This window comes from Actinomadura fibrosa, from assembly GCF_900659615.1.
In the GTDB taxonomy this organism is placed as follows: domain Bacteria; phylum Actinomycetota; class Actinomycetes; order Streptosporangiales; family Streptosporangiaceae; genus Spirillospora; species Spirillospora fibrosa.
The window spans coordinates 1-25,943 of the sequence record NZ_CAACUY010000068.1; the positions used below are offsets into that span (position 1 = coordinate 1).

The window sequence follows — 25,943 nt, forward strand, 5'->3', positions numbered from 1 at the left end:
CTCTTCGATCTCGGTGCCGCGCCCGCTCGCGCCGTGCCCGCTGGCGCCGTGTCCGCCGACTTCGGCCGCGCCGCGTCCACCCGCGCCCCGTCCACCGACTCCGGTCGCGCTGCGTCCGCTTCGACCGGCGGCTGGGTCTTCGTTGCGGCCAAGCGGTCGCGGAGGTCGTCGGCTTCGCGCTCCAGGGCGGCGACTCGTTGCCGGAGGTCGGCGGCCTCGGCTTGGGCACGCGCCAGGTCGTCCGGCGGGGGCACGTGCCGGACGCGTTCGTACGCGTCCACCCACCGCGTGACCTCGGTGCCGGGCAGCCCGCAGGCCGCCGCGAAGTGCCCGACCCGGGTGACCTCCCGGTCGCTCGCCGACCGCCACCGGTCCTTCTGGAGCATCGCGCTGATCGTGGCGTCCGGCAGCATGCCCCACGAGCGCTTCTCGATCTCCGACTGCCGGGGCGACCCCGCCCACGCCCGCAGCTCCCGCAGCAGCGCGTAGAACTCCCGGACGTCGCGCGCCGCCGCCGGATCGGGCAGCCGCCGCCCGCCGCCGAACACCGGCTCCGTCCACGGCGTGAATGCCAGCGGATGCCGTGCCGCCAGCCGCCGCCACGGCACCTTCGGCCGGTACGCCTCCACGATCCGCGTCGGCTTGCCGTGCCCGTTCCGCTCGAACGCGGCGCGCAGGCCGTTCCCCCGCTCGTCCCACTGGGCCTGCTCCACCGCCGCCCAGCGGCCCCGCACGTCCCCGACCTCGCCGCCGTCGATTCCCGCCGCCGCCAGGCACGCGCTGACGACCTCCCACGACATCAGCTCGCCCGTGCCGTCCAGCAGATCCCGGACCGTCGACTCCAGCAGACCGGTACGCTCCGCCAGGACGCCCGGTCCGCTCCCCTCCAGCCGGACGGCCAGATCGCGGGCGAAGGCGGCCTTCCGGTCGAGATAGGAGTCCAACGCCCGCTCCGTCCGTCTCACGCGTCCCCGCCCCGAGGCGACCAACCACGATGCAGTGCCCGCGCGCGCGAGGTGGGCGAGTTATCCGGATGTTCGCGTCCACGTGGCCATCTGTACGGACGAGGGCCCCGGCCGGGACGCTTCCGGGAACGGACCGGCCTTCCAGGAACGAACCAGGAACCCCCAGAACCCACCAGGACCCCGGCGAATCGGCGGTACCCGCCGGTGTTCGGCCACGCTGGCACCCATGAGACGTGGATGCCGACCCCGCTCCGTTTCCTACGCCGCCCTGGCCGTCGAGCGCTTCCGCAACTGGCCCCTGGCGGTCCGCCGTGCGGACTGCGGCCCCGGCCGGGCTCTCACCCTCGCCGGCATCCAGATCGTCCATCTCCACCAGGACGACCTCGCCGAGGTGCTCCTCACCGAACGGGTCATCGGCCGCCTCAGCCCCGCCCTCACCTCGTCCGGCCGCGTGGACATCCTCCCGGACACCCCCTGGGTCCAAGTCCACCTGGACACCGACGGCGACCTCTTCCTCCTGCAATCCCTGGTCAGCCTCGCCATCCAGACCAACGACCCCCCCACCCCAACCCACCGCCGCCCCAACACCCCCTGCCCCTACCTACGCCCCACACACGTCCCCGCCCCGCCCAGACCGTTTTCCCAATCCGCCCGCCTCTAGGGACCCCGAACGAACGGAAGGCCTCCGCGATCACGCGGAAGCCCTCTGTCCTCACTGCTCAGCCTTCGACGGCGATCGGTTCAGCCGACGGTACGGCTGAGCTCCTCGGCATCTTCGAGAGCGTGCTTCTGCATCTCGACGAGGTGCCCCACGGCCAGTCCCGGGACGCTTCGCAGGATCTCCTCGACCTGCTCGGCCCGTGGCTGGTCATCAGGAAGGGGGGCCGAGCCGGACACCTTGAACTCCGTGATCAGGCGCGCGAGCGCGACGCCGGCGACGATCTCGAACAGCGGTGGGGGATCGCCCTTGTCGATGAGGATCTGGAACGCCTTCTGCAGCCGGATCGGGACCAGGTGCCAGACCAGATCGAACACCAGGCACTGCGGGGCGTACCGACCGAGGGCGTCGACGGCCGCACGGCCGAGCGACTGGACGGGAAGCGACTGGCCGGCGAGTTCGATCACCGGATCCGACCAGAGGGCCTGCCACCAGCGCGCGGCGCGCATGGCGGCCTGCCTTCCCGGTGGCGCGAGCCAGATGGCGCTGTTGACGAAGAAGTGCTCGATCTTGCGGAACTGAGGCAGCCAGCCGTGGGTAACCGGATCGGTGAAGCCGGTGCGGTCCGGTACGCCGGGCAGGCCGCGGAGGTTGATGTCGAAGTGGTGATGCCAGGTCGAGTCGGCGACGATCCGTCCGACGGTCGCCGCGTGCCCTTCGTACGCAGAGAGGACACCGACCTCGCGACCGGGCGTGTTGGAGCTGGGGTCCACGATCGTCCCCCAGGCGACGACCTGCGGGACGGCTCCGGCAGGCCATTCCGGTGTCGGTTGCGGCGGCATCGCCGGAGCGACGGCCTCGCCCTCGTGTTGGTGGTCAGGGAAGATGTCGATCGGTCCGGCGGGGCTGCACAGCAGCGGATGCGGCGCCGTCAGGAACGGGCCGGCCCACCGCCGGCGGAGCCGCAGTGGCTGCGGCGTCGAATCCGACTGGTCGTCGAACTGGAAGGCGGTGTCGGCGCCGGATCGCAGGGTGGTGTTCCAGCCGGGCGGGGCGGCGTCCGGTGCGGGCAGCCGCCGCATCTTGCCCGCGCGCGGAAGGCTGCCCATGGCCATGCCGAGGTTCGCGTGGTCGCCGGTGATGAGGACGCCGCCCGCGCGGCCGTTCATGAACGCGGTGACGGCGTCGAGTTCCGCTCCGGCCAGTTGCGGTGCGGACTCGATGCTGTAGAGCCAGAGCTCATCGAACGCGTCCAACTCCAGTGCCCGGTCGAGCGTGAGGTTCTGGTTGGGCGTGGACGGGTCGGCGCGGCGATGCGCCGTCGTCACCTCGAACCGGACCCAGGGATAGTGGCTGCTCGTCAGAGTCGAGATGACCTGTTGCAGTCCGAGAAACGGGCCGCCGTCGAACCTGATCCCTCCGTCCGCATAAAGGAGGATCTTGACGACTGCCGGTCGCAGCCAGGGAAAGAGGCGCGGCCAGTCGGGTGGGGGAACAATGAGATCTGGCACGATTCACTCCCGTGCGCTCGACGTCGGGCCATGTAGTCCGTCGGGCCCGTGTTTCGATTCCCGCCCAGGGTAATCCCGTTAAGGAGCTATAGCCCTGTAATGGCCGAATGTGGGCATTGGTGACAATAAGGGGGGATTGTGAGATGGAAGTGAACGGTGAGGTCTTTACTTGAAAGATCGAATTTCATCGTTCATGAGGGAGAGATCGCCTGCGCTCGAGACGTGGGCCTGAGTCAGGCCCGCTGGGTCGGGCGCGGACGAGGAAAGTGCGGCGGTAGGTCGTCCGCCAACCCGGCGGCGGCATCCGGTCAGGACGCCTCGGTCGCTCCGGGCGATCACCTGCGCGAATGTCGGTCGACGGTGTCTTTCGGTTCTCTCGGCCGCCCGGAGTTCTTCCGCGTCATGCGCGCTCATCTCACTTGCTTGACTCTCGTCATTGCGGACAGATTGGCGCGGATACTCGTGCTGATAAGGTCGATCGCTCACGCGATGGTGTCCTAAGTGGTGGGCATGGCGTGATTCTGCCGTGTGCGCGTTCACCGCTCTGGCGGCGTACGGGGAAGTCAGGATCGCTCGTGGCGGCGACCACGCGGGAGCGGAAGCCGGATCCTCGGTCGTTGGGCCAAGGGATATGAGAGGAAGGAAAGTGTGCGAAAGGTCCATCGAATCCCGCACCCGGAACCTCCTTGATCTCTCGGTCGGCCCGGTGGCGGTATTCGTCGGACGCGCGCCGAGGTCGGCCGCTCATTCCTTCTACGGTCATATGACCCTGGCCAAGGCGGCATCGGGTCAGTGGTTCCCCGGTTGGGAGATAACCCGGACCTACGTCGAGGCGTGCGGGGAGACGTCCGTGTGTGGCGGCGGCACCGACACGAGACGGCCGCCCTGATCCAAGCCGCCGATCGGGCAGGAGGCCACGGGGCGTCGTGTTCCAACGGGTGGAATCGGGGCGTTGACAGGGGCGGGGGAGCGATCAGTGTGGAGGCATGATCCGTATCGCTGTCGCCGGCGTGGTGCTCGCGGCGTCCGGTGTTCTCATGCCCGCCGCTGCCGCTCAGGCCGGGACGGTTCGCGCGCCGGTGGTGAATCTGGCGCTGGCAGGGACGGCCACGGCGGACACCGGGACGGCATCGGCCGCCGTGGACGGGGACGCGGCGACGGCGTGGTGTCCGGCCGGGGCGTCCGGTGCCGTGACCGTCGATCTCAAGCGGGTCAGGCGGCTCGACGGGTTCGGGGTCACGCTGCTCGGCAGCGTCTCAGCGCGGGTCAGGATCGCTACGGCAACGGCGTCCGGGCGGTTCCGCGTCGCGCGCACGGCAGATGTCGCGGCCGGGACGCCGGTGTGGCTGCGCGCGCCGGGCAAAGCCAGGTGGGTGCGGCTGTCGATGGACGGGGACGGCGGCGTCCCCTGCCTCGGTGAGCTGCGGACGCTGGGACGCGGAGAGCCGATGATCGTCGGGCATGACCTGTCGTTCGCCGTGCAGGAGGCGGCGGCCGGTGCGCGGTACACCGACCGCGGTAGGGCCGCGCCGCCGGAGCGGATCCTCGCCGATCACGGCGCCAACTACGTCCGGCTAAGGCTGTGGGTCAATCCGCCCGCCGGGTATAGCGACCTGCCGAACGTGCTGGCCATGGCGCGGCGAGCCAAGGCCGCGGGGATGCGGTTGCTCCTCGACCCCCACTACAGCGACTTCTGGGCTGACCCGCAGAAGCAGCCGACCCCAGAGGCGTGGGCTGGCCAGGACCTGGACACCCTCGCCGCCACCGTGCGCACCTACACCCGCGACGTGCTGAACCGGCTGAGCGCCCAGGGCACCCCGGCGGACATGCTGCAACTGGGCAACGAGATCCGCAACGGGATGCTGTGGCCGACCGGGTACATCGACTGGTCCAAGGGGACCGGCTGGGACGCGCTCGGGACGCTGCTGCGTGCCGCCGCCGCGGGCGCCCGGGACGCCCGGGGCCGCACGCCGAGGCTCGTCGTCCATTTCGACCAGGGCGGCGACAACGCGTGGAGCCGGTCGTTCTTCGACCACGTCGTGGCGCAGCGCGTGCCGTTCGACGTGATCGGGCTGTCGTACTACCCGTTCTGGCACGGCACGCTGTCCGACCTGCGCGCCAACCTCGACGACCTCGCGGCCCGGTATCGCCGGGACGTGGCGGTCGTCGAGACGCAGTACGGCTGGACGCTCGCCAACGGCGACGGGCTCGGCAACTTCCTGTGGCAGGAGTCGCAGCTCGTCCCGGGGTATCCGGCGAGCCCGGACGGGCAGACGGCGTTCCTGTCCGATCTGCTGTCGATCGTCGCGGCCGTCCCGCACGGTCGTGGCGCGGGCGTCTTCTACTGGCAGCCGGAGTGGATTCCCGGTGTCGGCTGGGCGCCCGGGGAGGGGACGCCCAACGACAACCTCACGCTGTTCGACTTCCAGGGCCGCGCCCTGCGGTCGGTCGGCTTCACCGATCCGCTCCGCGGCTGACGGCCGCCCGGGCCGGTCCTCCGGCCGCGGCGGTCAGGCGGGGCGGGGGAAGGCGACCGGGCTGTGGTGCCCGTCGTGGTCGAGGGCGCGCACGCCGAAGAAGACGTTGTCCTTGGACAGGTCGATGGTCGCCGAGGTGACGTCGCCGACGGGGATGGCGTGTGTCCAGTCGGGGCTGGTCGTCTCCCGCCACACGACCTCGTATCCGGCGAGGTCGGGTTCGGGGCCGCGCGTCCAGACGAGGTCGGTGTCGTTGGTCAGCCGGTCGGTGCGGATCCGGACGTCCTTCGGCGTTCCGGGCGCCTGCGCCAGCGACCACAGGGCGGCGGCGTTCACGCGGGCGACGCGCGCGATGTAGGGGAAGTCGCAGAACTCGGGGAGGTCGCCGTACCGCTTGCCGCCCTCCACGCGGACGTCCTGGTGCTGGTGGTCGAAGTTCTCGTTCGGCTCGGTGAAGCGGGCGGCGGGGTAGCCCTGTTCGAGGAAGCCGATGTGGTCGCCGCCGCGCAGGTAGCGGTCGCGCCGGTAGATGATCCGGACGTCCATGCCGGTGGCGCCGTTGTGCGCGACGGAGCGGGTGAAGCGGGCGAGCTGGCGTGCGGGGGAGTCGTTCTCGCCGCCGACCGCGCGGCGGACGTTCGCCTCCTCGGGGGTCTCGGCGGTCGGGACGCCCTCGGCGAACAGCCGGACGGTGCGGGGGTCGCGCGTTCCGTCGTCCGCGGTGGCGCTGCCGACGATGTCGTTGGTGAACATCGCCTGGACGTCGGCGCCCGCGGCCTTGTAACGGCCGGCCATGTACCGGGCGCCGTACAGGCCCTGCTCCTCGCCCGCGACGGCGGCGAAGACGATGGTGGCCTTCGGGCGGCGGGTGGCCATGACGCGGGCGAGCTCCATGGCGACGGCCACCCCGGAGGCGTCGTCGTCGGCGCCGGGCGCGTCCGCGGTGGCGTTCATGACGTCGGTGACCCGCGAGTCGTAGTGGCCGGACACGACGTAGATCCGGTCGGGCGTGGCGGAGCCGCGCAGCGTCGCGACGATGTTCGTGATGCGCGTCGGGACGGGGATGCGGGACGCGGGCTCCTGGACGTAGGACTGCGCCTCGACCGTCATCCGTCCGCCGGACGCGGCGGCGTAGCGGCGCATCTCCGCGAGGATCCAGTCGCGGGCGGCGCCGATGCCGCGGTTCGGGTCGTCCTGGCTGGAGAGGGTGTGCCGGGTGCCGAAGCCCACGAGCCTCCGGACGGTCTCCTCGACGCGGCGCCGGTCGATGTCGCGCAGCAGCGCCCGCAGTTCGGCGTCGGGTGGCTGGGCGGTGACGGGGCGGCCGGGTCCGGCCATCGCGCCCGCCTCCCGCGCCGCCGCCGGACGGCCCCGCGCCGCGACGCCGGTGGTGACGGCGGCCGTCGAAAGGGTCAGGAAGGTCCTGCGCCGGTACTCGTTGATGCCCACGAAAACGGTCTATTCGGGTATTTCGGCGCTGTCCAGGGTCGAAGGATGCCAGGGATCGGGCCGCGCGGGTGGCGATGATTGCGGGCGGCGGTGCGTGATCGGCGCTTCCGCCGTACACTCCGGTTCCCGGAGCCGCAGGATTTCGTCCGGCTCCTTTTGATCCGCGGAGGCGGGCATGGCCGTGCCACGGGGTATGGGAATCCTTCTTCGTTTGCTCGTCGCCGCCGGACTCGCGGTCGACGCGTGGATCCACTGGCGTTTCGCCCCCGACATGGCCCCCGGCAAGAACGCCCCGAGCGGCACCATCGCGGGGGACGACCTGTTCCGCGCGCAGGCGATCGCGGCCGTCGTCGCCGCGGTCCTCGTGCTCGCGTGGGCGAGCAAGTGGACGTACGCGATCGCGTTCGTGGTGGCCGCCAGCGCCGCCGGGGCCGTCCTCGCGTACTACTGGTGGGACTTCGGCCGGATCGGCCCGATCCCGCGCATGTACGACCCGTCCTGGTACAGCGACAAGACGATCAGCCTGGCGGGCGAGGTCGTGGCCGCGCTCGCCGCGCTCGCGGGGTTCTTCACCGTGGGCGACCGGGAGCGCCGCCGCAGCACCGCCCCGACCCGCTGAGCCGCCCCGACCCGCTGAGCCGCCCCGGCCCGCTGAGCCACCCCGGCCCGCTGAGCCGCCCCGGCCCGCTGGGCCGCCCTAGCCCCGCGCGCCCGCTCAGTGGGGGGCGCCGGGCGCCGGGGGTCAAAGCGGCTCCTGGGGGCCGCCCCCCAGACCCTCGGGGCTACCGCCCCAAAGCGCTCAGCGCCGTGGCGGCACGCACATCGTGTCGAGGCCGAGGACGTGGTTGAGGCGGCCGAACGCCAGCCAGGAGCCGATGCTCATGCTCAGCTCCACGATCTCGGCCTGGGTGTAGTGCGCGGTCATCCGCGTCCAGAACTCGTCGTCGAGGCCGTGGTGGTCGAGCGCGTACCGTTCGGCGTACTCGGCGGCGAGCCGGGTGCGGTCGTCGAACGCCTCGGTGGTGCGCCATTCGGCCACCGCGCCCGCGAAGCCGTCCTCGACCTTCCGGCCGTCCCGCTCGGTGCGCCAGTCGAGGCAGAAGACGCAGCCGTTGATCTGCGCGATCCGCAGCCGCGCCGCCTCGAACTCGCGGAGCCCGAGGGTCGTGTGGGCGTAGACGGACAGCGAGAAGTGCGAGGCGGCCGTGCCGATGCCGGGGACCATCTCGCCCCACACGTACTCGATCGGGTCCTTGCCCTCGGGGATGTCGATGTTCACGGGCGTCTCCTTCCGAGCCTGCCGGTCGCGGGGCGCAGCGGGACGTCGAGCGCGTCGTAGAGGCCGGGCTCGGCGTCCGCGAGCCAGTCGATGGCGCCGACCAGCCGTCCCGCCGCGGTGGCGTTCCCGCCCGCGGACCGGTTGCCGCCCTCGTCGGTCGCCTCGACCGTGACCTCGATGCGCGGGCGGCCCTCGACGATGACGCGGTGCGCGCCGGCGCCGTCCGGCGGGACGGGCCAGTCCGGCGCGCAGGACGGGTGGACGCGGGTGACGTGCTCGATGACGATCAGCGGTTCGCCGCCGACGATCCCCTGGACCTCGAACCGCACGGCGCCCTGCGTCCCGGCCTCGAACGCGCCCATCGTCTCGGTGCGGACGGTCGCGTCGAGGGGGCGCCGCTCCAGGGTCTCGCGGATGTCGTCCAGTTCGGCGCCGAGGGCCCGCGCCATCAGCCGCACCTGGCCGCCCCACACCATCGCGGGCACGGTCGGCGCGAGCATCGGCGGCTCGTAGTCCATCGGCTGCCCCATGCCGACCAGGTACCGGACGGCGTCCTCCTGGTCGTAGGTGGAGTAGTCGAAGACCTCCTGGCAGCGGATCGCGTCGACCGTGCCGCCGAGGCCGCTGACCAGCAGCGGCAGCACGTCGTTGCCCCAGCCGGGATCGACGCCGGAGACGAACAGCGAGCCGCCGCCTTCCTTGATCGCGGCGAGCACGGGCCCCCGCACCTCCGGCGGCGCGTTGCGCTGGTCGTAGAGCGCGTACAGCGCGGGCGTCACGACGACGGCCCCGGCCCGGACCGCTCTGACGACGTCGGCGAGCGCCTCGTCCGGACGGACGTCGCCGGACGCCGCGTACACCACGGCCCTCGGGCGCGCGGCGAGCACGGCGTCCACGTCCCGGGTCGCCGCGACGCCGACCTCGCGTCCGAGGCCGCCGAGCGTGCCGGCGTCGCGCCCGTCCTTGGCGGGATCGTGGACGATCACGGCCGCGAGCTCCAGCGCCGGATGGGCGAGGACGGCGCGGACGGCCGCCCGCCCGACGTTGCCGGTGCCCCACACGGCCGTGGCAATCATGGCCCGGACGCTAGCAAGCGCTTGTTCAGAAGTACAGGCCTCCGGGAACGGTCCGGAATCGGCCTCGGCGGGGGCTTGTGCGGGAGGGAACGCCGCCGTCACCGTGGTGCCACACTCGGTGGCGGACGGGGCGGACGGCGATGAGCCTTGAGGCGGCGGGGCGACCGGAGGAGGGGCCCGGCGACATCCTCCGCCGGCTCGGCGCGGTCGACCGGCGGGGCAAGCCGGACGCGGCAACAGGGACCGAATTGCACCGGTTCGCCGAGGAGGGACGGAGCCGCGTCCTCGTGGTCCTGCTGGCGCGGGCGCTCGCCCGCGTGCCGTCCGGCCGGGTCACGGCACCGGCGGCGGCGCTGTCGGTCCTGCTCATGGGCGCCTGGCCGTACCTGCTCGCCGTCGCCGTCGGCGGGATGCTGGAGGACAATCCGCTGCGCGGCACGACGGGCGGCCTGGTCGCCCTCGCCACGACCGGCACCGCCGTCCTGATGCTGGCCCTCGGCTGGACCGCGTGGGGCTGGACGGCGCTGCTGGCCGGGAGCGTCTCGGACCTGCTGGCCGGGTCCGGCGAGCGCGGCGGGTTCATCGGCTGGCTGCGCGCCCGCCGCGCGCTCGTCCCGCAGGCCGTGGCGGGCGCCGCCGGGACGGGCCTGTCGGTCCTGCTGGTCTACGCGATGTCGCACCAGCGGACGGACTCCGTCTCGGTCAGCGTGTGGATCTACCTCTGCGCCGCGTGGACGGGCTTCCTCGGCGGCGGCGTCCTCTACTGGCTCTACACGCTCGCCGAGGTGCCGCTGCGGCTGCTGCGGTGCCGGGACCTCCAGATGGCGTGGCTGGACCCCGCGCACACGCCCGCGATCGTCCAGCTCTGCCGCGTGTACGGGCGGGTCGCGGTCTGCACGGCGCTGGGCGTCCTCGTCGCCGAGGGCTCGACGCTCGCCGTCACCAGCGACCACCCCGGCCCGCTCATGCGGGCGTTCTTCGTCGGCTTCCCCGTCCTCGCGGTCGTCACGGCCATGTACGTCGGCATCCAGCCCTACGTCACGCTCGCGCACGTCGTCCGGAGCCACATCGACACGATCGTGGACCCGCTGATGGCCCAGACGCACCGTCCTCCCGGCGACCTCCTGCTCGCGGACGACCTGGGCGGCGCCATCCAGGCCTACGCCCACTTCCGCGCCCTGCGCCGGCTGCCGATCAAGACGGCGACCCTGCTCCAGTACGTGACCGGGATCCTGGCGTCGCTCGTCGTCTTCTTCGTCCAGCGCTGGACGACCTAGCGCCGCGGGTCACCTTCCGCCCGGTCGTCGCGTCTGGTGGGTAGACGACCAAGGGAGGTGACGATGGGCACGCACCGGACGTCCGCGGACGAGGTCTTCCAGCGCGAGCGTCCGCGCCTGCTGGCCGTGGCGTTCCGCATCCTCGGATCGGACGCCGACGCGCAGGACGTCGTCCAGGAGGCGTGGACGCGGTTCGCCCGCGCCGACGTGGACAGCATCCAGAACGTGCAGGCGTGGTTGACCACCGTGGTGACCCGCCTCTGTCTGGACGTCCTGCGTCGCACACACGAGTTGCCCCAGCGGCCGGACGAGCTGCCCCTACCGGAAAGTGGCAACGAGCCGGAGGAGGTCGTGCTCCTCGCGGGGGAACTGACCGAAGCGCTGAAGGTTGTGCTGGACGAGCTGACGCCGCCCCAACGGGTCGCCCTCGTCCTCCATGACGTCTTCGGTACGCCGTTCGAGGAAGTCGCCCACATCCTGGACACGACACCCGGGTCCGCTAAGAAGCTGGCCAGCCGCGCCCGGGGACGCCTAAGGCAGGCCGACGGCGCAGCACGGGAATCGGGTGAGGCGCGTCACGTGGTCGAGGCGTTCCTCAGGGCCGCTCAGCAGGGCGACATCGACGGCCTGATCCGGGTGCTCGACCCGTCCGTCACCAGGACGGCCGACCCGCAGGCCCTCCCGGACGGCGCTCCGCAGCGGCTGCGGGGAGCGCAGGCCGTGATCGGCGAGACCCGCGCCCTCCGTTCCAGTGCCGAGCGGGCGCGCCTGGCCGCCATCGACGGACGGCCCGGCATCACCGTCCGGGCGGACGGGGAACTGCGCGCCGCCCTGGTCTTCCACATCGCCGGCGGCCGGATCGTCCACTACGACGTCGTCGCCGACCCCCGCCGCCTCACCCTCCTGGACATCGAGGACTGACCGCACCATGCACACGATCTACGTCACCGTCATCGTCGCCACGATCCTGGCCAACGCCGGCATGGCCGCCGCCGACTTCGCGAAGGCGCGATTCGTCCTGGCCAACTCCGCCGAGGTGGGCGTACCGCCCTCGGCGGTCCCGGTCCTGGGCGTCCTCAAGGCCGCGGGCGCGGTGGGCCTCCTCGCGGGCCTGCTGGGATTCGTCCCCCTCGGCATCGCCGCGGCGGTCGGCCTCGTCGCGTTCTTCCTGGGAGCTCTGGCCGTCCACGTAAGGGCCCGCGTCTTCTACAACATCGCGTTCCCGGGGACCTATCTCGCGCTGGCCGCCGCGTCCCTGGCCCTGCTGTTCACCCGCTGACACTTGTCGTTCAATGTCCGTTCATCTGCACGTTCTCCCTGGTTCACATTGATTGTGAGCTGTGTTACACAAGATCTGATCAACGATCGTCCCGGGAGGCGGACCATGGCGGTGACGCGGCGACAGATGCTGGCCGGCTCGGGGGCGGCGATCGTCCTGTCCGGGGCGGTCGACCGGCTGTTCGCCGGGACCGCCGAGGCCGCGCAGGCGGGCGGCCGCTCCGGCTACGGGCCGCTGGTGCCCGACCCGGCCGGCGTCCTCGACCTGCCCCGGGGCTTCCGTTACACGATCCTGTCGCGCGAAGGCGAGCCGTTGCGGTCGGGCGAGGGGCCCGTGCCCAGCCACTTCGACGGCATGGCCGCGTTCCGCTCGGACGGGGGACGGGTGCGCCTGGTGCGCAACCACGAGAACCGCGTCACCGCGAAGTACCGCGTCCCCGCGATCGAGCGCGTCACCTACGACCCGCAGGGTCTCGGCGGCTGCACCGCGCTGGAGGTGACGTCCGGCGGGCGGGTGCTGTCCGAGCGCGTCGCCATCGCGGGCACCGCGGTCAACTGCGCCGGCGGCCCGACCCCCTGGGGCGCCTGGCTGACCTGCGAGGAGACCGAGGACCGGGCCGGGACGAACGGCTACACCCGCGACCACGGCTTCATCTTCGAGGTCGACCCGCGCGGCCGCCGCACCGACCCCGAGCCGCTCACCGCCATGGGCCGCTTCCAGCACGAGGCCATCGCGGTCGACCCCCGCACGGGCACCGTCTACGAGACCGAGGACGCCTTCGACAAGCCGTTCGGCCTGTTCTACCGATTCCTCCCGAAACGGCCCCGCGGCGGGTTCGGCACCCTCCAGGCGGGCGGACGGCTGGAGGCGCTGCGCGTCCCGGGCGTCCCCGACCTGTCCGCGATTCAGGAGCCCGGGACGGTGTTCGAACACGTCGAATGGGTGAAGGTCCCCGACCCGCTGGCCGCGCAGACGCCGGTCCGGCTCCAGGACTTCGGCAAGGGCGGCATCACGCACGCCCAGAAGCTGGAGGGCTGCTACTGGGGCGGCGACCGCGTCTACTTCGTCTCCAGCTTCGCCCGCAGCCGCGACGGCTCCGCCGCCGACCACTTCGGCCAGGTGTGGTCCTACGAGCCGTCCCGCCGCCGCCTCACCCTGCACGTCGTGTTCGGCCCGGACACCGACGTCCAGGCCCCGGGCGACTCCCCGGACAACATCTGCCTGGCCCCCCAGGGCGGCCTCATGCTCTGCGAGGACGGCGACGGCGCCCAGCACGTCTTCGGCGTCACCCGCCGCGGCACCGTCTACCCGATGGCCCGCAACCGCCAGAACATCGGCACCGACCAGGCCCCCGCCTGGGGCGAGTTCGCCGGCGTCACCTTCTCCCCGGACGGCCGCACCATGTTCGTCAACGTCTACGAACCCGGCACGACCTTCGCCATAACCGGCCCCTGGTGACCCTCACAAACCGTGCCGGACCCACACGTTCGGCTCCACGTAGACGGCGTGACCATGGGCGGTGTCGCAGTGGACGGGCACCAGCGCCCCCGGCACCTCGACCGCGCCGCCACGGTCGAACGGCAGACCCGTCCAGCGGCGCCACTCGTCCAGCGAACCGCTGATCGTCATCGACGCGGGCGCCACCTTCCCGATGACCCCGCCCACCCTGGCGTGGACGCGAAGCCAGGGGTCGGCCGGGAGCCCGTCGCCACGGCGGCGCTGAATGTACTCGTCCATGGGCACGTGGGGACAAAGGTGCTTCTCCGTTGGACGCACCGGGGCCCACAGCGCGTCGTGCCCCTGCCGGGCCGCCGCGTCCCGCAGGGCGGCGAGCATCCGGCGGGACAGGCCCTGCCCGAGGTAGGCGACGTCGATCGTGATGTCGAGCGCGCTCGCCGCCGTGCCCGGACGGCCCGCCCGCCGATCCGCGAACGCCCAGACGAGCACCCCGTCCCACCCTCGTGCGGGCGGTTCCCGGCGCTCGGACAGGGTGGCGTCGTAAGGGACACTCTGGCCTCGGGCCACGACACGACCGCCATCCGTCGCGACCACGCAGTGCTCCGGAAACGCTTCGGGGACGCGTCCTAGCAGGGCGTTCCCAACCGGGTCGTGCCGCATGAACACGGGCCAGTTCTCGTCGATGCCGTACAGGTGGGGGACGAGCCCGGGGCGCTCCGCACAGGTCGTGATCTCGATCTTGGTCATGCGGTCCCAGTGTGCCAGCGCGCGATCTTCCCCGGGAAGGAGCACGATGGACCCCGGAGATCGCGACCCACCTGTCGGGGCGGCGTGAAGGGACTGGAAGAGTTGGGGGAGAACGGGTACCGGACGGGCAGGCGGGAGCGGGCATGAGTCGGCGGCCGGACGGCGAGGCGCCGTCCTCGCGGCGCGGCGGCGCGGCGGAGGACGCGGCACCGTCCTCGCGGCGCGGGGCCGTCGCCAGACTGCTGGCCCTGCTCTCGGTGCTGGCCGTCCTGGGCGTGGCCGTCGCGCTGGGCGGCGGCGCCTTCTGGGACGACATCAGCGACTGGGTCGACTCGCTCGGCTTCTGGGGACCGCTCGTCTTCGCGCTGTGCTACGCCCTGGCGGTGTCCGCGCTCGTCCCCGGCTCGATCCTCAACGCGTCCGCGGGAGCGCTGTTCGGCGTCGCCGTCGGGACGGGAGCCGTGCTGGTCGGCGCCACCGCGGGCGCCGCCCTGTCGTTCGGCCTCGCCAGACTCCTCGGACGCCCCGCCGTCGCCCGGTACGCCGGTTCCGGACGCCTCGCCCGCCTGGACGCCTACCTCTCGCGGCGCGGCTTCGAGTCCGTCCTGGTGCTGCGCATGGTGTCGATCTTCCCGTTCGGCGTGGTCAACTACGGCGCGGGCGTGGCGGGCGTCCGGTTCGCCCCGTACATGGCGGGAACGTTCCTCGGGATCGTCCCCGGCACGCTCGTCTACACGGGCCTGGGGAAGGCGCTGCGCGAGCCCGGCTCACCGCTCGTGTGGATCGCCCCGGCGGGCCTGGTCCTCCTCAGCGCCTTCAGTTGGTGGGCATCGCGCCTGATCCGCGTCCGCGCCACCCGAGCCACCACGTCCCCCGAAACCTCAGACGCCTAACCCCCACGTCCTCGCGGCGGGAGCGTCCCCACTCCTCACTTGAGTACCGCGAAAACGACCTTGCCGCCGCCCCCGGCGATCGGCCGAGCCCCCCAACACCGCGTGAACTGCTCGACAACGAACAACCCCCGCCCCGACTCCCCGGCGAGATCGGCCCGCTGAAGACGCGGGAGCTCACAGCTCGAATCCTGCACCTCCATCCAGACGGCCCCGTCCCCCGTCCGCTCACCCGAGGATGGAAAAGGGTCAGTCAGCGCGCCGTATTCAGCGGAGCTCTTGCCGATAGAGAGCCCATCGTTGGGCCGCAGCGACGACGGCACGCGCCCAGGGGTGGGTGTAGGACCACAGGGCTTGCAGCCAGGTGGAAGCGACAGTGCGAGCGTAGAAGTCGATGACTTCGGGATCGCTGTCTCGCCAAGCATGCAAGTCGGCGACCGTCGTTTCTGCGTCGCGCGGCGTGTGCCCGCAGGCGATCAGGTTGACGACGAGGTCGGCGGGGTTGACGAAGGCGGCGCCGCGGCTGGCCATCCCCCAGTCGACCAGCGTTGCGCGATGCGGGCCGATCAGGACGTTGCCGGGGTTGAGATCGGTGTGCAGTAGCGTGCCGCCGGCCAGGTGGACCAGCTCGCGCGGCGCGGGCGCGTAGGTGCTCCACCTGCTCTCGAACCACATCAGCTCGACCTCGTCGGGGACGGCTAGCTGGTCGAGGACCGCGATCGTCTCCAGGACGGCGGGCAGGTCGGGGGAACCGGGCGCGTAGGTGGCGCGATGCCCTTGGACGTGCTCGAAGCCCAGTAGCCGCCAGCCTGCCTGCTTGATATCGCAGAGCAGCGCCGGTGCGAGTGCGGTCAGGTGGGGGGCGAGGCTGGCCTCCCTGGTGAGCTGCGCGGCAGCTCGGGTGTCGTCGACCGGGGCGGCTTTGAGGAAGGCACGGCCCGTCTTGGTGTGCGCGAGCGCGGCGAGCGCTGAGCGTCTGCCCTCGCGGATGGGTTCGACCTTCACGATCGTCCCGAGATGTTCCTGGGCGAGGTCGCGGACGGGGGCAGGCAGGCTCTCCCACTCGACTCGGTCCATGTGGGAGAGCCTGCCAGGTGATCAGGCCCGCGCGACGGCGGTCACTTCGGGTGCCGTCGGATCGGCCGCGTGCGGCTCCTCTTCGGTGACCGCGGTGCACGGGTTGGGCGGGCAGCACGGATAGAGGCGGCCCGCCCAGTGCGTCTCGTCCACCGGGTAGCCGGTGGCGCGGAGCGCGGGCAGGGTCCGGGCGATGCAGTCGTCGTTCATGTACATTCCGGGCGCTGGCGGGACGTGGTGGAAGTAGCGGCCGAACAGGCGGTCGCAGAAGTCGGCGTAGTCCTGGCTGTGCAGTATGAAGGCGTGCCAGCCCGGGTCGACCGAGTCGCTCATGGCGAGCCGGAGCCGCGGGTTGTCGGCGCACGCCTTCAGCCAGACCAGCGTCTGGCCGACCACTCCTTCGGCGTAGGGCAGGGTGACCTGGTCGTGCTTGGAGACGTAGGCGGCCAAGACGTCGAAGACCTCGACGCCCACCAGCTCACGTGGGTCCTTGACGGCCGCGGCCGTCCGCTCGGCTGTGATGGTCATAGGAACCTCCGGCGCGCTGTGTTGGCACGGCCCTGAGCGCACGCCTGAACTCGGGGCCGTGTGCGTTACATGGCGCGACCGTCCAGCAGCATTTGCCACCACTGCTCGATCTGCTCGCGCGGTGTCGGTGTGGGCGTCTCGGTGACGATCTGATCCCCAGAGGAGCCCGGACGCTCGATGCGGCGAATCCGGTAGTCCAGGCCGACCCACCCGAGCACGTAGTGGAACCGGTGGTTGGTGCAGGTGCGGGCGTCCACCCGGCGCACCGGCAGGTGACGTATCGCCGGCCGCCATGGGACGTGGAGCGGCCATCGCACCGGGATGGGCGGACATGGTGGGGATGGCATCGGGCCTCCAGGGAGCGGCGCGGCGGGCCGTCTCCAGGACCGCCGGGGGAACGGTGCCCCGGACAGGCCCGCCGCGCCGTTCGGGCCGTACGACGTCGCAGCACGGGGGTTCCACTGGACGTGAGTACGGCGAGGTGGCGGAGAGCAGCCACGCTGCCGGCCGCGATTGTTTGGTGAGGACGAGACCGCGTCGTGGCGAGCCCGGCCTCGTCCCCCGCTGATGTGGGTCGTGGTCACGGCAGCGCACTGGTCGCGACCCGGCAACCAGTCCGGAAGGTGATGGGGGATGCACTGACCCCTTCGTGGCTGCTGAAGGGACGATGCGACTTCGGCAGCGCCGCCTCGGCCTGGGGCTCTCATCGGGACTCGCCTCGCTCCCCCATGACCTTCCCGACGGCGGCGAGCAGCGGTAGTTTCAGGTGATCGTCGTGCCGTATGGTTCCGGCCCGCCAGGCCTCCGCGCGCACCAGTCCGGGCGCCACCAGCGCCAGTCGGCGCAGCATGGCCGCGATCTCATGGCCCGTTCGGGGGCAGCCGCTTCCCAACCGGTCCTGGCACAGGGCGGCCGCCGCCTCCACCGCAGAGCTGCCGGCTTCGGCATGGCTGACCACCAGGTAGCTGCCATACGGCAGCTCGGTCACCAGGTCGAGCACGATCTCGCGGGCATGACCCGAATGCTCCAAGCTGCCCGCCAAGAGCACGGCGAGCGGCTCATCGAGATCCATGAGCAGCTCACCCGCGACGAGGTCGAAGATGCCGCCGACGTCACGCATATCCCATCGCAGAACGCGGACCGCGCTGGTGTGCACGGTAAGGGCGCGAGCCCGCGCAACGACCGTGGGGTCACCATCGACGCACACCACACGCGCGTCCGGAAGGACGGCCTGCGCGACCTCGTGCACGCGGCCCCCGACGGGCAGGCTCACCCCCACCTCCAGGAACTGGGAGATTCCAGCTCCGGCCAGGTAAGTGATGGCGCGGCTCACGAAGTCGCGGTTCGCCTGGGCCATGAGCGCTGCACAGGGCAGGACCTTCAGCAGCGCATCGGCCAGATCGCGGTCAGCGGCGCAGTTGTCCTTGCCGCCCAACAGATAGTTCTCAACTCGCGCTGGATGCGGCCTGTCGACGGAGCCGCTCAGCATGACGCACCACGCAGCCGCTCCTGCAGCCGGTCGGCCGCGCTCGGCGTGTGGCTCACCAGGGCGATCACCTCGCCGCCGGACGAGCGGTAGAAGTGACCCGTGACCGTGACATCCTCCGACCGGCCGGGGAGGAGCGGATTGGCGACGTGGAGGACCTGGCGCCCGCTCGGTCGGTGCTCGAACACCGCACGCCAGCCGCGGCTGGCCATCTCCATCTGCAGGGCCTGCAAGTAGGAATCAACCTGCCAACCGGCAGGGACGCTGTTCGGTGGGGTAAGGACGCACGGCCGCTGGGGAGCCGACGAGCCGCGAAGAGGGTGATGAGGAGGGAGCACCAGAGCCTCGCTGATCGGGTAGCGATTCGGTCGCAGCAAGTGAAGCTCTGCACGGGCCGCCCCCGGAAGTGCATACTGCTGGATAGGAATGTGGATATCGCCTCGTATCACCAATGGCGGTCGAGTGAATGGCGCAGCGCATGGCCGATGAAGATCGCCCAGACTGGGCACAAAAGATCCGATCTGAGCGCGAAGCGCGTAAGTGGAGCAAAGCGGAGATGGCCCGCCAGCTCTTCAAGGCCGCCGGTATCCCGCAGGGCAACGTCCGCAGTCTGGCCAGGCAGGTCGCCTGGCATGAGGCGGGCACGCACCGCCCGACCGACTGGGCAGCGGCATATGCGGTCGCATTCAACATGCCGGAAACCGTGCTCTTCGGCGGGCGCGGCACCGACAATGATGACGTGGAACGGCGCACTTTTCTGACCTTGGCCACCGCCGCGACCGCTGCTTCCCTGGCCCGCGACATCGAGCCGCTACGCACGGCGTTCGAGTCCGCGGCCGCCGTGGCAGTCGGCAGGCGAGATGCGGACACGTGGGAGCGCGTGGCGTGGGAGTACGCAGGGGAGGTCGGCTGGGCGCCGGCCGAGCTGCTGCAGCGCGAGCTCGCCACTGACTTCGGCGAGCTGACGCGGCTGATCGGCGAGGCGGCCGGCACGGCCCGGCTGCGCCTGGTCCACGTCGCGGCACAGTTGGCGGCGCTGACGGCCATCACGCTGACGAACTTGGGCGAGCCACGCGGCGCACGGCGGTGGTGGCGGACCGCCGGCCGGGCCGCGGACGAGACCGGCGACCACAGCACCGCGGCCCTGGTGCGCGGTCGCAGCGCGGTGTTCGCTCTCTACGGCGCGGCCTCCCCGCTGTCAGTCCTGAACATGGCCGACGAGGCCATCGAAGTCGGGCAGGGCACGCCCTGCACAGGTGTCGTCAGCGGGCACGCTGCCCGAGCCCAGGCCCTCGCCGAGCTGGGGCGCCACCGGGAGGCCAGCGAAGCCCTCGATGATGTGCGCAACGTCTACGACAGACTGCCCGAGTTCGTCCGCGCCGACCGGACGACCCAATGGGGCTGGTCAGACCAACGGTTCTGGTACGTGGCCAGCACGGTGCACACCCACGCCGGGAGTCTCGACGATGCCCTGAATGCTCAAGACAAAGCACTGGCGGCCTATCCGACAAGGAACTGGCAGGCACGTACCCAGGTCGAGATGCATCGGGCCGGCGTTCTGATGCGCGCTGGCGACGTCGACGAGGGCGCACGGCATATGGTGCGAGTGCTGGAGCGCCTTCCCGCTGAGCAACGCGCCGATGGGCTGTTGCAGCAGAGCGCGATGACGTCGCTGCGGCTGGCCCCCACGGAACAGACGCAACGGCGGACGATCCGGGAGGCGCGCGAATTGCTCGCGTCGAATGGGAGATAGATGACCCCGCCGAACCTGACCTTCATCCGCCACGACCCCGCCGAGACTCTCGACATCCTCACCGACGTGATCGTGCCGGTGTACGTGGCCAGCCATGGCGACGTCATCGACAGGTCCTTCTACAACGCGGAGCGGTTCGCCGAGCGGGTTCGCGGCTACGCCAAGGCGCCTGCGTTCGAGCTCGTCGTCGCCCACATCGACGGCGCCCCGGTCGGACAGGCTTTCGGATATGCGCTGCCGGTGAACGCGCGATGGTGGACGGCACTGACCACCGCCACCGCCGAAGGCTTCACCGACGAGACGGGACACCGTACGTTCGCCCTCAACGAGCTGATGGTCACGCCTGAGTGGCAGGGCCAAGGCGTCGCCCACGCCCTCCATGACGCCCTCCTCGGCGGTCGGCATGAGGAGCGCGCGACACTGCTCGTCCGCGAAGACAACACCTCCGCCCAGACCGCCTATGCGCGCTGGGGCTGGAAGAAGATCGGGAAGGCGCAGCCGTTCCCCGACAGCCCCCACTTCGACGCCATGATCGTCGACCTACCGCTACGGCGCTGACCCAGCGTTCTTGTTCGGGCGTACCGGGCGGGCGCGTCCCACTCGCCGCTGCCGCTGGCATCGCTCGGCCCGCAGCGCTCGTAGGGCGCCGACGATGATCAGTTGACCCTTTTTCATCCGTCCTGGGCAGGTGCTGATCACAACATGATCGCGGTGCGGGCTCTCGGCCGCTGACACGAAGGAACCCTGGTAGACGGGTTGATCACCACAACCAGCACGTCCGAACCAGGGGCCCTGCCTGCTTGTGTACCGTGCCGCCGTCGATTTGTCGCGTGCAACGCTGAACTACCTGGCCGGGGTGATCCGGCGGCGCCGCAAGGCGATCAGGGTGCCCTGGCGGCGGCTGAACGCCGGGCGGCAGGCCCTGCTGGTGCTGGTCCACCTGCGCAAGGGCGAGGCGTTCACCGAGCTCGGCGCTGGTTTCGGGGTGTCGACCAGCACCGCCTGGCGGTACGTCGAGGAGGCGGTGGCGCTGCTGGCGGCGCGGTCACCGAAGCTGACAGCGGCGTTGCGCAAAGCGGGCGAGGACGGGCTGCATCTGCTGCGGGACGCTCATCGCCTGCGGCCGGGTGCGATCGGGTGCGTGCCGACCGGCCGTACTACTCGGCCAAGCATCGCTGCCACGGCATGAACGTACAGGTCATCGCCGGTCCTGACGGGACGGTCCTGTGGACCTCGTGGGCGCTGCCCGGCAGCACCCACGACCTGACCGCCGCCCGCATCTGGGGGATCCTGCGTGAGCTGGACGCCGCCGGGATCCTCACCCTGGCCGACAAGGGCTACCAGGGCGCCGAGGCTGCGGTCGTCCTCCTGCCGTAGAAGGGCCGCGACAAGCCCGAATCCCACAAGCACGCCAACCGCGCGCACGCCAAGCACCGCGGACCCGGCGAACGCGCCAATGCCCAGTCTGAATGGAAGCTGCTCCGCAAGCTCCGCTACAGCCCCAGCAAAGCCGGCCACCTCGTCAAAGCCATCACCGTCCTACAAAACCACGAGGTCACCCGAGGATGAAAAAGGGTCAATGGATGCCCTGCGGGAACGGGCGGTGCCTTCGTGGTGGCTCCCATGGAAGACCGCAGTGAGGTGGCATACCTGGAGACGACCATACGCGGCATCACACTGGACGCCCCGTCGGACCTCGCAATGCTCTCGGGCGTGCTCAGGGAGCTCCGAGCGAGGGCGCTTCCGGAAGACATGTCACTGGACGTGATGAGGAAGGCGCTGGAGAAGTGGACCTGAGCGACGCGAGGTGGCGCAAGGCGAGTCGGAGCGGCGAGAACGGCGGCGACTGTGTCGAGCTGGCACGGCGTCCCGGCGCGGTGGCGGTGCGGGACAGCAAGGACCCGCACGGGCCTGTCCTTCTGGTGACGTCCGCTGATCTGCGTGCGGCGATCAGGGCGGTTTCTTTGGACGCTTGAGTGGTTGCCGGGGTGCGTGGACGGCATGGTTGCTCAGTCGATGATGTTGTCCGGTGAGTCCAGCCATAGCTCTTGGCCTTCAGGGGTCACTGTGACGCCGTACCGGGTGCAGTCTGGCTCGCCTGCGGCTTTCCAGCGTCGCTCGGCCTCGTCCGTCGTTCGGACGTCTACCCGTTGACCGTGCAGCGGCATGAACGGTGAGGGACCCAGGAAGCGTCCCTCGGCGATGCCGTCCGAGCGCACGGTAAGGCGGCACAGCGGCCAGTCCGGGTGGACGGTCGGCGCCCACGGCACGAGGATCATCCCGCCCGGACGAGTCTGCTCGACCCAGGCCGGCGGGACCGTGTGAGCGGACGCGGTGACGACTATCCGGTCATAGGGCGCCCCTGGCGGGTAACCGTCTTCGCCGTCCCCGGTCGCTACCCGAACGGGAAAACCGGCCCGCTGCAACGCTTGGCGGGCGCGGTCGGCCGCCACGGGGTCGAGTTCGACGCTTATGACGTTGTCGGCCCCGGCCAGATGTGCGAGGACCGCCGCGTTGTAGCCCGTGCCGGTACCGATTTCCAGTACGCGCATCCCCGAAGCCAGCTTCAACGCGTCCAGTACGCGGGCCATGATGAATGGCGCGCTGCTGGAACTGGTGGCCTCCACTCCTCGTCCCGTCGTCGCGTCGCGCAACTCGGGAGGGACGGACGGATCGAACGCGGTGCGTGTCACGATCGCGTCGTCAGCGGCCACGTGTTCTTGCCAGCGTTCCGGGTCATCGCCGCGCCGCAGCGGCACCAGCCAACCGCTCTCATCGAGTACGAAGATCTCATCCGGGATGAAAAGGACGCGCGGTACCGCTGCCAGGGCTTCGTGAACGTTCACTGCTTCCCCGAACCGTTGCATAGGGCACAGGGCGCCCAGAACCGCTTACCGTCGTTGGTCTTCCACGAGCCGCCGTTGCCGTTGCAGCCGGAGCATTGAGCTTCTTTGCTGTGCTTGCCCACGCAATTTTTCCTCTTCTGACCCCCGTTCACTCAGCTTACGGGCGTAGGTGCGGCTTCTCTTCGTGTTCGGGGATGGGCCGTCGTGTCGCTGAGTATGGGGTTGTGGGCTTTCTGTGTGGTGGGGGGGTAGAGCCTAGGGGCTAGTGGGGGGTTGGTGCTGGGAGCCCTGTTTGGGGTGGTGAGGGGGGCAATAGCTTGCCCGCATGACGACTTCCCGCCGTACCGCCGTCGCCGCGACGTTCCTCGCCGCCGCGCTGGCCGTTCCTCTCGGCACCGCCTCCGCGCAGGCCGCGCCCGTCCGGCACACCGCCGCGGCCCAGCCCGCGGCGGCGGCCGGGCAGGTCGGGGCGCAGGCGACCAAGAAGCTGACGATCAAGACCCAGAAGCAGCAGAAGAGCTACTGGTGCGCCCCTGCCGCCGTCCGGGCCATGGCCTCGCGGCACCGCAGCGGTTCGGGACTGCCGACCCAGGCTCAGCTGGCCAAGCAGATGAAGACGAAGACCAGCGGCACCAACATCCGCGAGGTGCTGCAAACGCTCAACAAGCTGGCCGGCAAGCACACCTACGACTTCAACACCGTCGGCTCGGGGACGCGGCTGAGCGCCGAGGTGAAGGCGTCCGTCAACCGCGGCCACGCCGTCTACGTGTCCGTCTGGTCGCAGTGGAAGCCGTGGAAGAAGACCGGCACGCGCGGCGCGGGCCACGCGATCGTCGCCTACGGCTACTCGGGCAGCACCATCTACTGGTGGGACCCGATCGACAACACCCGGCACAGCGCGTCGGCCGCCAAGTCGTACGCGGCGATGAAGAACCGCGGCACGCAGATCATCACCGGCTGACGCCCTCAGGGGCTTGGGCGGCCCGCGCGGCGCGAACGCGCGGGCCGCGGTTCGCGGTGTCCCAGGTGACCGGCAGGCCTTCGAGGGTGGTGAGGATGCTCTGCGGACGCCAGGTGAGCGCGCCGTCCGGTACCGCCTGCCGCAGCGTCGGGAAGGCGTCGAGCAGGGCGGTGAGCGCTTCGGCCACCTCCATCCGGGCCAGCGGGGCGCCCAGGCAGTGTTTGGCGCCGTGGCCGAAGCTCAGATGCCGCCCGGCTCGCCGTGTCGCCTGGAAGCATCCGGGGTCGGGAAAGTGCCGCGGGTCGTTGTTGGCCCGCTGGACATCGATGATCACTAGATCGGACGCGTGGATCGTGGCCGTGCCCAGGCGCATGTCCTCGACGGCGACGCGCGGTACGCAGCGGGGGAAGGGCGCCTGCCGCCGTAGTGCCTCGTCCACGGCACCGGTGAGCAGTGCCGGTCGCCGGCGAAGGAGCCGGAGCTGCTGGTCGTCCCGGAGCAGGAGGAGGACGGACGAGCCCAGCAGGGCCGCGGTCGACTCGTATCCGGCCGCCAGGAGGACGGTGCCGAAGGTGCGCAGCTCCTGGGGCGTCAACCGGTCCTGCTCCGTGGCGAGGATCAGGTCGCTCAGCACGTCGTCGGCCGGCTCGGCCCGCTTGGCCTGGACCAGGTCGCCGATGTAGCGGGTCACGCGGACGCGGCCGCGCCGTACCGTCTGGGACGGCGCGTGGGCGGCCATCGCGTCGATCACCCAGCGCTCGAAGCGCTCCCGGTGCCGGTAGGGCACGCCCATCAGCTGGCACATGACCGACATCGACAGGGGACGGGCCAGGTCGGTCATGAGGTCCGCGGGCCGTTCCGACACCCGCATGGCCGAGAGCAGCCGCCTGGCGCGGGCACGGACGTAGGGTCGTAGCCGCTCGATCCGGCGCGGCGTGAACGCGGGCGCGACCAGCCGCCGCAACCGGACGTGATCGGGACCGTCCACGCTCAGGATCGACTCGGGCAAAGGCTCGCCCAGCAATTCCCCCGGATATATGTCCCTGCGCATCGCCGATGTCGTGCTCAGTTGACGACTTGCCAAAGCGTGACGGGCTTCCTCATATCCGGTGACGAGCCAATAAGGGCGGCCCTCGGAGAGGTGCAATCGCTCTACTCCCACGGCGGCAAGATATCCTTAGGCCGTGCCTGATGTCATTGTGCTGAGCACCGGGCGATGCGGGTCCACTCTGGTCACGAAGTTCCTGGCGTCTCATCCGGATGTGCTTGGTTTGAGTGAGTTCTTTGCCGCCCTTCCTCGCGAGGCTCTCCTGCCGGATTCTCTGAACGGTCGAGGATTCTGGGACAGGTTGACCGGTATCGACCATCCGGTGACGCGGCTGCATCGGCTGGGCCTTCCGCTGCCGTCCGAGGCCCTCTACGGTTCGACGGGGGGACGCTTTCCGCCAGGCGCCGTACCCGCCATCTGCGTCACGACCCTTCCGGCCCTCAGCGACGACCCCGACAGCCTGTTCGACGAGCTGTCCCGCGCCGTCTGCGGACGGCCGTACGCGCCCATGCGCGAGCACTACCGCGGTATGTGCGCATGGTTGTGCCGCCGGCTGGGCGGTGGCGTCGTTGTCGAAAGGTCCGGTGCGTCGCTGGGAAAGACGGCCGCGCTTCGGGGTCTCTTTCCCGAAGCCAAGTACGTTCTGTTGCTGCGCGACGGCATGGAGACGAGCATCTCCATGAGCCGCCGTCCGCTGTTCCGGCTTGCCGCTCAGGATCAGCGGCGCCTGCGCGGTGGGCGCCGTCACATCGATGCGGCCGGTGAGCAGGTGGCCATTGAGGAGTTCGGCCGTCTGTGGAGTGGAATGATCTGTGCGGGAACATCCGCGTTAACCGGAATTCCCGCCGAGCAGTTGCTGGTACTGACCTATGAGGAACTCGTCGAGGACGCCCGTGCGCAGTTGCGGCGGCTGGCCGCGTTCATCGGCGTCGACGCCTTCGCCGAATGGCTGTCCGAGTGCGACGAGCAGGTCGAGCCGCCTCCGCTGCGGGCCGGTGGGCTCTCCGAAGGCGACCGGGCGGCACTGCGCCGCTCATGCGCCGCGGGAGGCAGGGCACTGCACCGCTTCCTGGCCGCGCACGGGGCCTCACCCGGTACGGATCACCGCGTCGGCGTCCGGGTGGCGACGTGAGGACTCGCGTATGACGGCGCCGGTCGGCATACGGACGGGCGGTGCC

Annotated in this window: 26 protein-coding genes and 2 pseudogenes; 15 read left to right on the top strand and 13 right to left on the bottom strand. The window is 70.9% G+C overall.

Features of this window, described 5'->3' with window-relative positions; genetic code table 11:
- Positions 1-944, bottom strand: a 944-nt coding sequence (locus tag E1300_RS22865) for a coiled-coil domain-containing protein (RefSeq protein WP_131759092.1), incomplete at its 3' end; no start/stop codon positions are given.
- 247 nt (positions 945-1,191) lie between these two features.
- On the opposite strand from E1300_RS22865, the gene E1300_RS22870 reads away from it, so the two are divergent.
- Positions 1,192-1,626: a luciferase domain-containing protein gene (locus E1300_RS22870; protein ID WP_131759093.1), complete on the top strand. Its 435-nt coding sequence runs from the start codon at positions 1,192-1,194 to the stop codon at positions 1,624-1,626.
- Between the two features lie 80 nt (positions 1,627-1,706).
- On the opposite strand, the gene E1300_RS22875 is transcribed toward E1300_RS22870, so the two are convergent.
- Positions 1,707-3,134: a hypothetical protein gene (locus E1300_RS22875; RefSeq protein ID WP_131759094.1), complete on the bottom strand. Its 1,428-nt coding sequence runs from the start codon at positions 3,132-3,134 to the stop codon at positions 1,707-1,709.
- Positions 3,135-4,120: 986 nt separating this feature from the next.
- Here E1300_RS22875 and E1300_RS22880 point away from each other — a divergent pair.
- Positions 4,121-5,611, top strand: coding sequence for a glycosyl hydrolase 53 family protein (locus tag E1300_RS22880; RefSeq protein WP_131759095.1), 1,491 nt, complete (start codon positions 4,121-4,123; stop codon positions 5,609-5,611).
- A 33-nt stretch (positions 5,612-5,644) separates the two neighbouring features.
- Here E1300_RS22880 and E1300_RS22885 read toward each other — a convergent pair whose 3' ends face one another.
- Positions 5,645-7,060: a M20/M25/M40 family metallo-hydrolase gene (locus E1300_RS22885; RefSeq protein ID WP_207399908.1), complete on the bottom strand. Its 1,416-nt coding sequence runs from the start codon at positions 7,058-7,060 to the stop codon at positions 5,645-5,647.
- Between the two features lie 175 nt (positions 7,061-7,235).
- On the opposite strand from E1300_RS22885, the gene E1300_RS22890 reads away from it, so the two are divergent.
- Complete coding sequence (locus E1300_RS22890) at positions 7,236-7,679, top strand: hypothetical protein (RefSeq protein ID WP_131759096.1); 444 nt, start codon at positions 7,236-7,238, stop codon at positions 7,677-7,679.
- 180 nt (positions 7,680-7,859) lie between these two features.
- On the opposite strand, the gene E1300_RS22900 is transcribed toward E1300_RS22890, so the two are convergent.
- Both E1300_RS22900 and E1300_RS22905 read right to left on the bottom strand, forming a co-directional pair.
- Positions 7,860-8,339, bottom strand: coding sequence for a carboxymuconolactone decarboxylase family protein (locus tag E1300_RS22900; RefSeq protein WP_131759097.1), 480 nt, complete (start codon positions 8,337-8,339; stop codon positions 7,860-7,862).
- Positions 8,336-9,415 (bottom strand): NAD(P)H-dependent amine dehydrogenase family protein, encoded by a 1,080-nt coding sequence (locus tag E1300_RS22905; protein ID WP_131759098.1) that lies wholly within the window; start codon positions 9,413-9,415, stop codon positions 8,336-8,338. Before E1300_RS22905 ends, E1300_RS22900 begins: the two co-directional genes overlap by 4 nt.
- A 140-nt stretch (positions 9,416-9,555) precedes the next feature.
- Between E1300_RS22905 and E1300_RS22910 the strand changes: the two genes are divergently transcribed.
- The 4 genes from E1300_RS22910 (at position 9,556) to E1300_RS22925 (ending at position 13,429) form a co-directional block, all read left to right on the top strand.
- On the top strand, positions 9,556-10,692 hold the full coding sequence (locus E1300_RS22910) for a hypothetical protein (RefSeq protein WP_131759099.1): 1,137 nt from the start codon (positions 9,556-9,558) through the stop codon (positions 10,690-10,692).
- Between the two features lie 63 nt (positions 10,693-10,755).
- The gene (locus tag E1300_RS22915) at positions 10,756-11,613 is read left to right on the top strand and encodes a sigma-70 family RNA polymerase sigma factor (protein WP_131759100.1); all 858 of its coding nucleotides are present in this window, start codon (positions 10,756-10,758) and stop codon (positions 11,611-11,613) included.
- A 7-nt stretch (positions 11,614-11,620) separates the two neighbouring features.
- Positions 11,621-11,971, top strand: coding sequence for a DoxX family protein (locus tag E1300_RS22920; RefSeq protein ID WP_131759101.1), 351 nt, complete (start codon positions 11,621-11,623; stop codon positions 11,969-11,971).
- 105 nt (positions 11,972-12,076) lie between these two features.
- Positions 12,077-13,429: an alkaline phosphatase PhoX gene (locus tag E1300_RS22925; protein WP_131759102.1), complete on the top strand. Its 1,353-nt coding sequence runs from the start codon at positions 12,077-12,079 to the stop codon at positions 13,427-13,429.
- Between the two features lie 3 nt (positions 13,430-13,432).
- On the opposite strand, the gene E1300_RS22930 is transcribed toward E1300_RS22925, so the two are convergent.
- Complete coding sequence (locus E1300_RS22930) at positions 13,433-14,176, bottom strand: N-acetyltransferase (protein WP_131759103.1); 744 nt, start codon at positions 14,174-14,176, stop codon at positions 13,433-13,435.
- 143 nt (positions 14,177-14,319) lie between these two features.
- Here E1300_RS22930 and E1300_RS22935 point away from each other — a divergent pair, with 143 nt between their 5' ends.
- Positions 14,320-15,069: a TVP38/TMEM64 family protein gene (locus E1300_RS22935; protein ID WP_131759104.1), complete on the top strand. Its 750-nt coding sequence runs from the start codon at positions 14,320-14,322 to the stop codon at positions 15,067-15,069.
- Positions 15,070-15,333: 264 nt separating this feature from the next.
- Here the strand turns inward: E1300_RS22935 and E1300_RS22940 are convergent, their stop codons facing one another.
- From E1300_RS22940 to E1300_RS22960, 5 genes are all read right to left on the bottom strand, one after another.
- Complete coding sequence (locus E1300_RS22940; protein WP_131759105.1) at positions 15,334-16,143, bottom strand: aminoglycoside phosphotransferase family protein; 810 nt, start codon at positions 16,141-16,143, stop codon at positions 15,334-15,336.
- A gap of 21 nt (positions 16,144-16,164) precedes the next feature.
- Complete coding sequence (locus E1300_RS22945) at positions 16,165-16,671, bottom strand: UCP032817 domain-containing protein (RefSeq protein ID WP_131759106.1); 507 nt, start codon at positions 16,669-16,671, stop codon at positions 16,165-16,167.
- Positions 16,672-16,736: 65 nt separating this feature from the next.
- Positions 16,737-16,928 carry a hypothetical protein gene (locus E1300_RS22950; protein WP_131759107.1) on the bottom strand — a complete coding sequence of 64 codons (192 nt, stop codon included), beginning with the start codon at positions 16,926-16,928 and terminating at the stop codon, positions 16,737-16,739.
- A 446-nt stretch (positions 16,929-17,374) separates the two neighbouring features.
- A complete protein-coding gene (locus E1300_RS22955) occupies positions 17,375-18,160 on the bottom strand; it encodes an SAM-dependent methyltransferase (protein ID WP_131759108.1) in 786 nt (261 codons plus the stop codon).
- Positions 18,154-18,390 (bottom strand): hypothetical protein, encoded by a 237-nt coding sequence (locus E1300_RS22960; RefSeq protein ID WP_131759109.1) that lies wholly within the window; start codon positions 18,388-18,390, stop codon positions 18,154-18,156. Before E1300_RS22960 ends, E1300_RS22955 begins: the two co-directional genes overlap by 7 nt.
- A 245-nt stretch (positions 18,391-18,635) precedes the next feature.
- Here E1300_RS22960 and E1300_RS22965 point away from each other — a divergent pair, with 245 nt between their 5' ends.
- The 5 genes and pseudogenes from E1300_RS22965 to E1300_RS22980 all read left to right on the top strand — a co-directional run bounded on the left by E1300_RS22965 (position 18,636) and on the right by E1300_RS22980 (position 21,886).
- Complete coding sequence (locus tag E1300_RS22965) at positions 18,636-19,910, top strand: XRE family transcriptional regulator (protein WP_131759110.1); 1,275 nt, start codon at positions 18,636-18,638, stop codon at positions 19,908-19,910.
- Positions 19,911-20,468 carry a GNAT family N-acetyltransferase gene (locus E1300_RS22970; protein WP_131759111.1) on the top strand — a complete coding sequence of 186 codons (558 nt, stop codon included), beginning with the start codon at positions 19,911-19,913 and terminating at the stop codon, positions 20,466-20,468. It begins immediately after the preceding gene.
- Positions 20,469-20,706: 238 nt separating this feature from the next.
- Positions 20,707-21,479: pseudogene (locus E1300_RS22975) on the top strand (transposase family protein).
- 33 nt (positions 21,480-21,512) lie between these two features.
- Positions 21,513-21,707, top strand: a pseudogene (locus tag E1300_RS50230) (Scr1 family TA system antitoxin-like transcriptional regulator); the annotation flags it as partial.
- Positions 21,698-21,886: a DUF397 domain-containing protein gene (locus E1300_RS22980; protein ID WP_131759112.1), complete on the top strand. Its 189-nt coding sequence runs from the start codon at positions 21,698-21,700 to the stop codon at positions 21,884-21,886. The pseudogene E1300_RS50230 and the gene E1300_RS22980, both read left to right, overlap by 10 nt.
- A gap of 33 nt (positions 21,887-21,919) precedes the next feature.
- Here the strand turns inward: E1300_RS22980 and E1300_RS22985 are convergent, their stop codons facing one another.
- The gene (locus E1300_RS22985; protein WP_242619332.1) at positions 21,920-22,756 is read right to left on the bottom strand and encodes a methyltransferase domain-containing protein; all 837 of its coding nucleotides are present in this window, start codon (positions 22,754-22,756) and stop codon (positions 21,920-21,922) included.
- Between the two features lie 325 nt (positions 22,757-23,081).
- On the opposite strand from E1300_RS22985, the gene E1300_RS22990 reads away from it, so the two are divergent.
- Complete coding sequence (locus tag E1300_RS22990) at positions 23,082-23,717, top strand: C39 family peptidase (RefSeq protein ID WP_131759114.1); 636 nt, start codon at positions 23,082-23,084, stop codon at positions 23,715-23,717.
- Here the strand turns inward: E1300_RS22990 and E1300_RS22995 are convergent.
- On the bottom strand, positions 23,707-24,768 hold the full coding sequence (locus E1300_RS22995; RefSeq protein ID WP_131759115.1) for a cytochrome P450: 1,062 nt from the start codon (positions 24,766-24,768) through the stop codon (positions 23,707-23,709). The genes E1300_RS22990 and E1300_RS22995 overlap by 11 nt on opposite strands.
- 133 nt (positions 24,769-24,901) lie before the next feature.
- On the opposite strand from E1300_RS22995, the gene E1300_RS23000 reads away from it, so the two are divergent.
- Positions 24,902-25,897: a sulfotransferase gene (locus tag E1300_RS23000; RefSeq protein WP_131759116.1), complete on the top strand. Its 996-nt coding sequence runs from the start codon at positions 24,902-24,904 to the stop codon at positions 25,895-25,897.
- Positions 25,898-25,943: the final 46 nt, after the last annotated feature.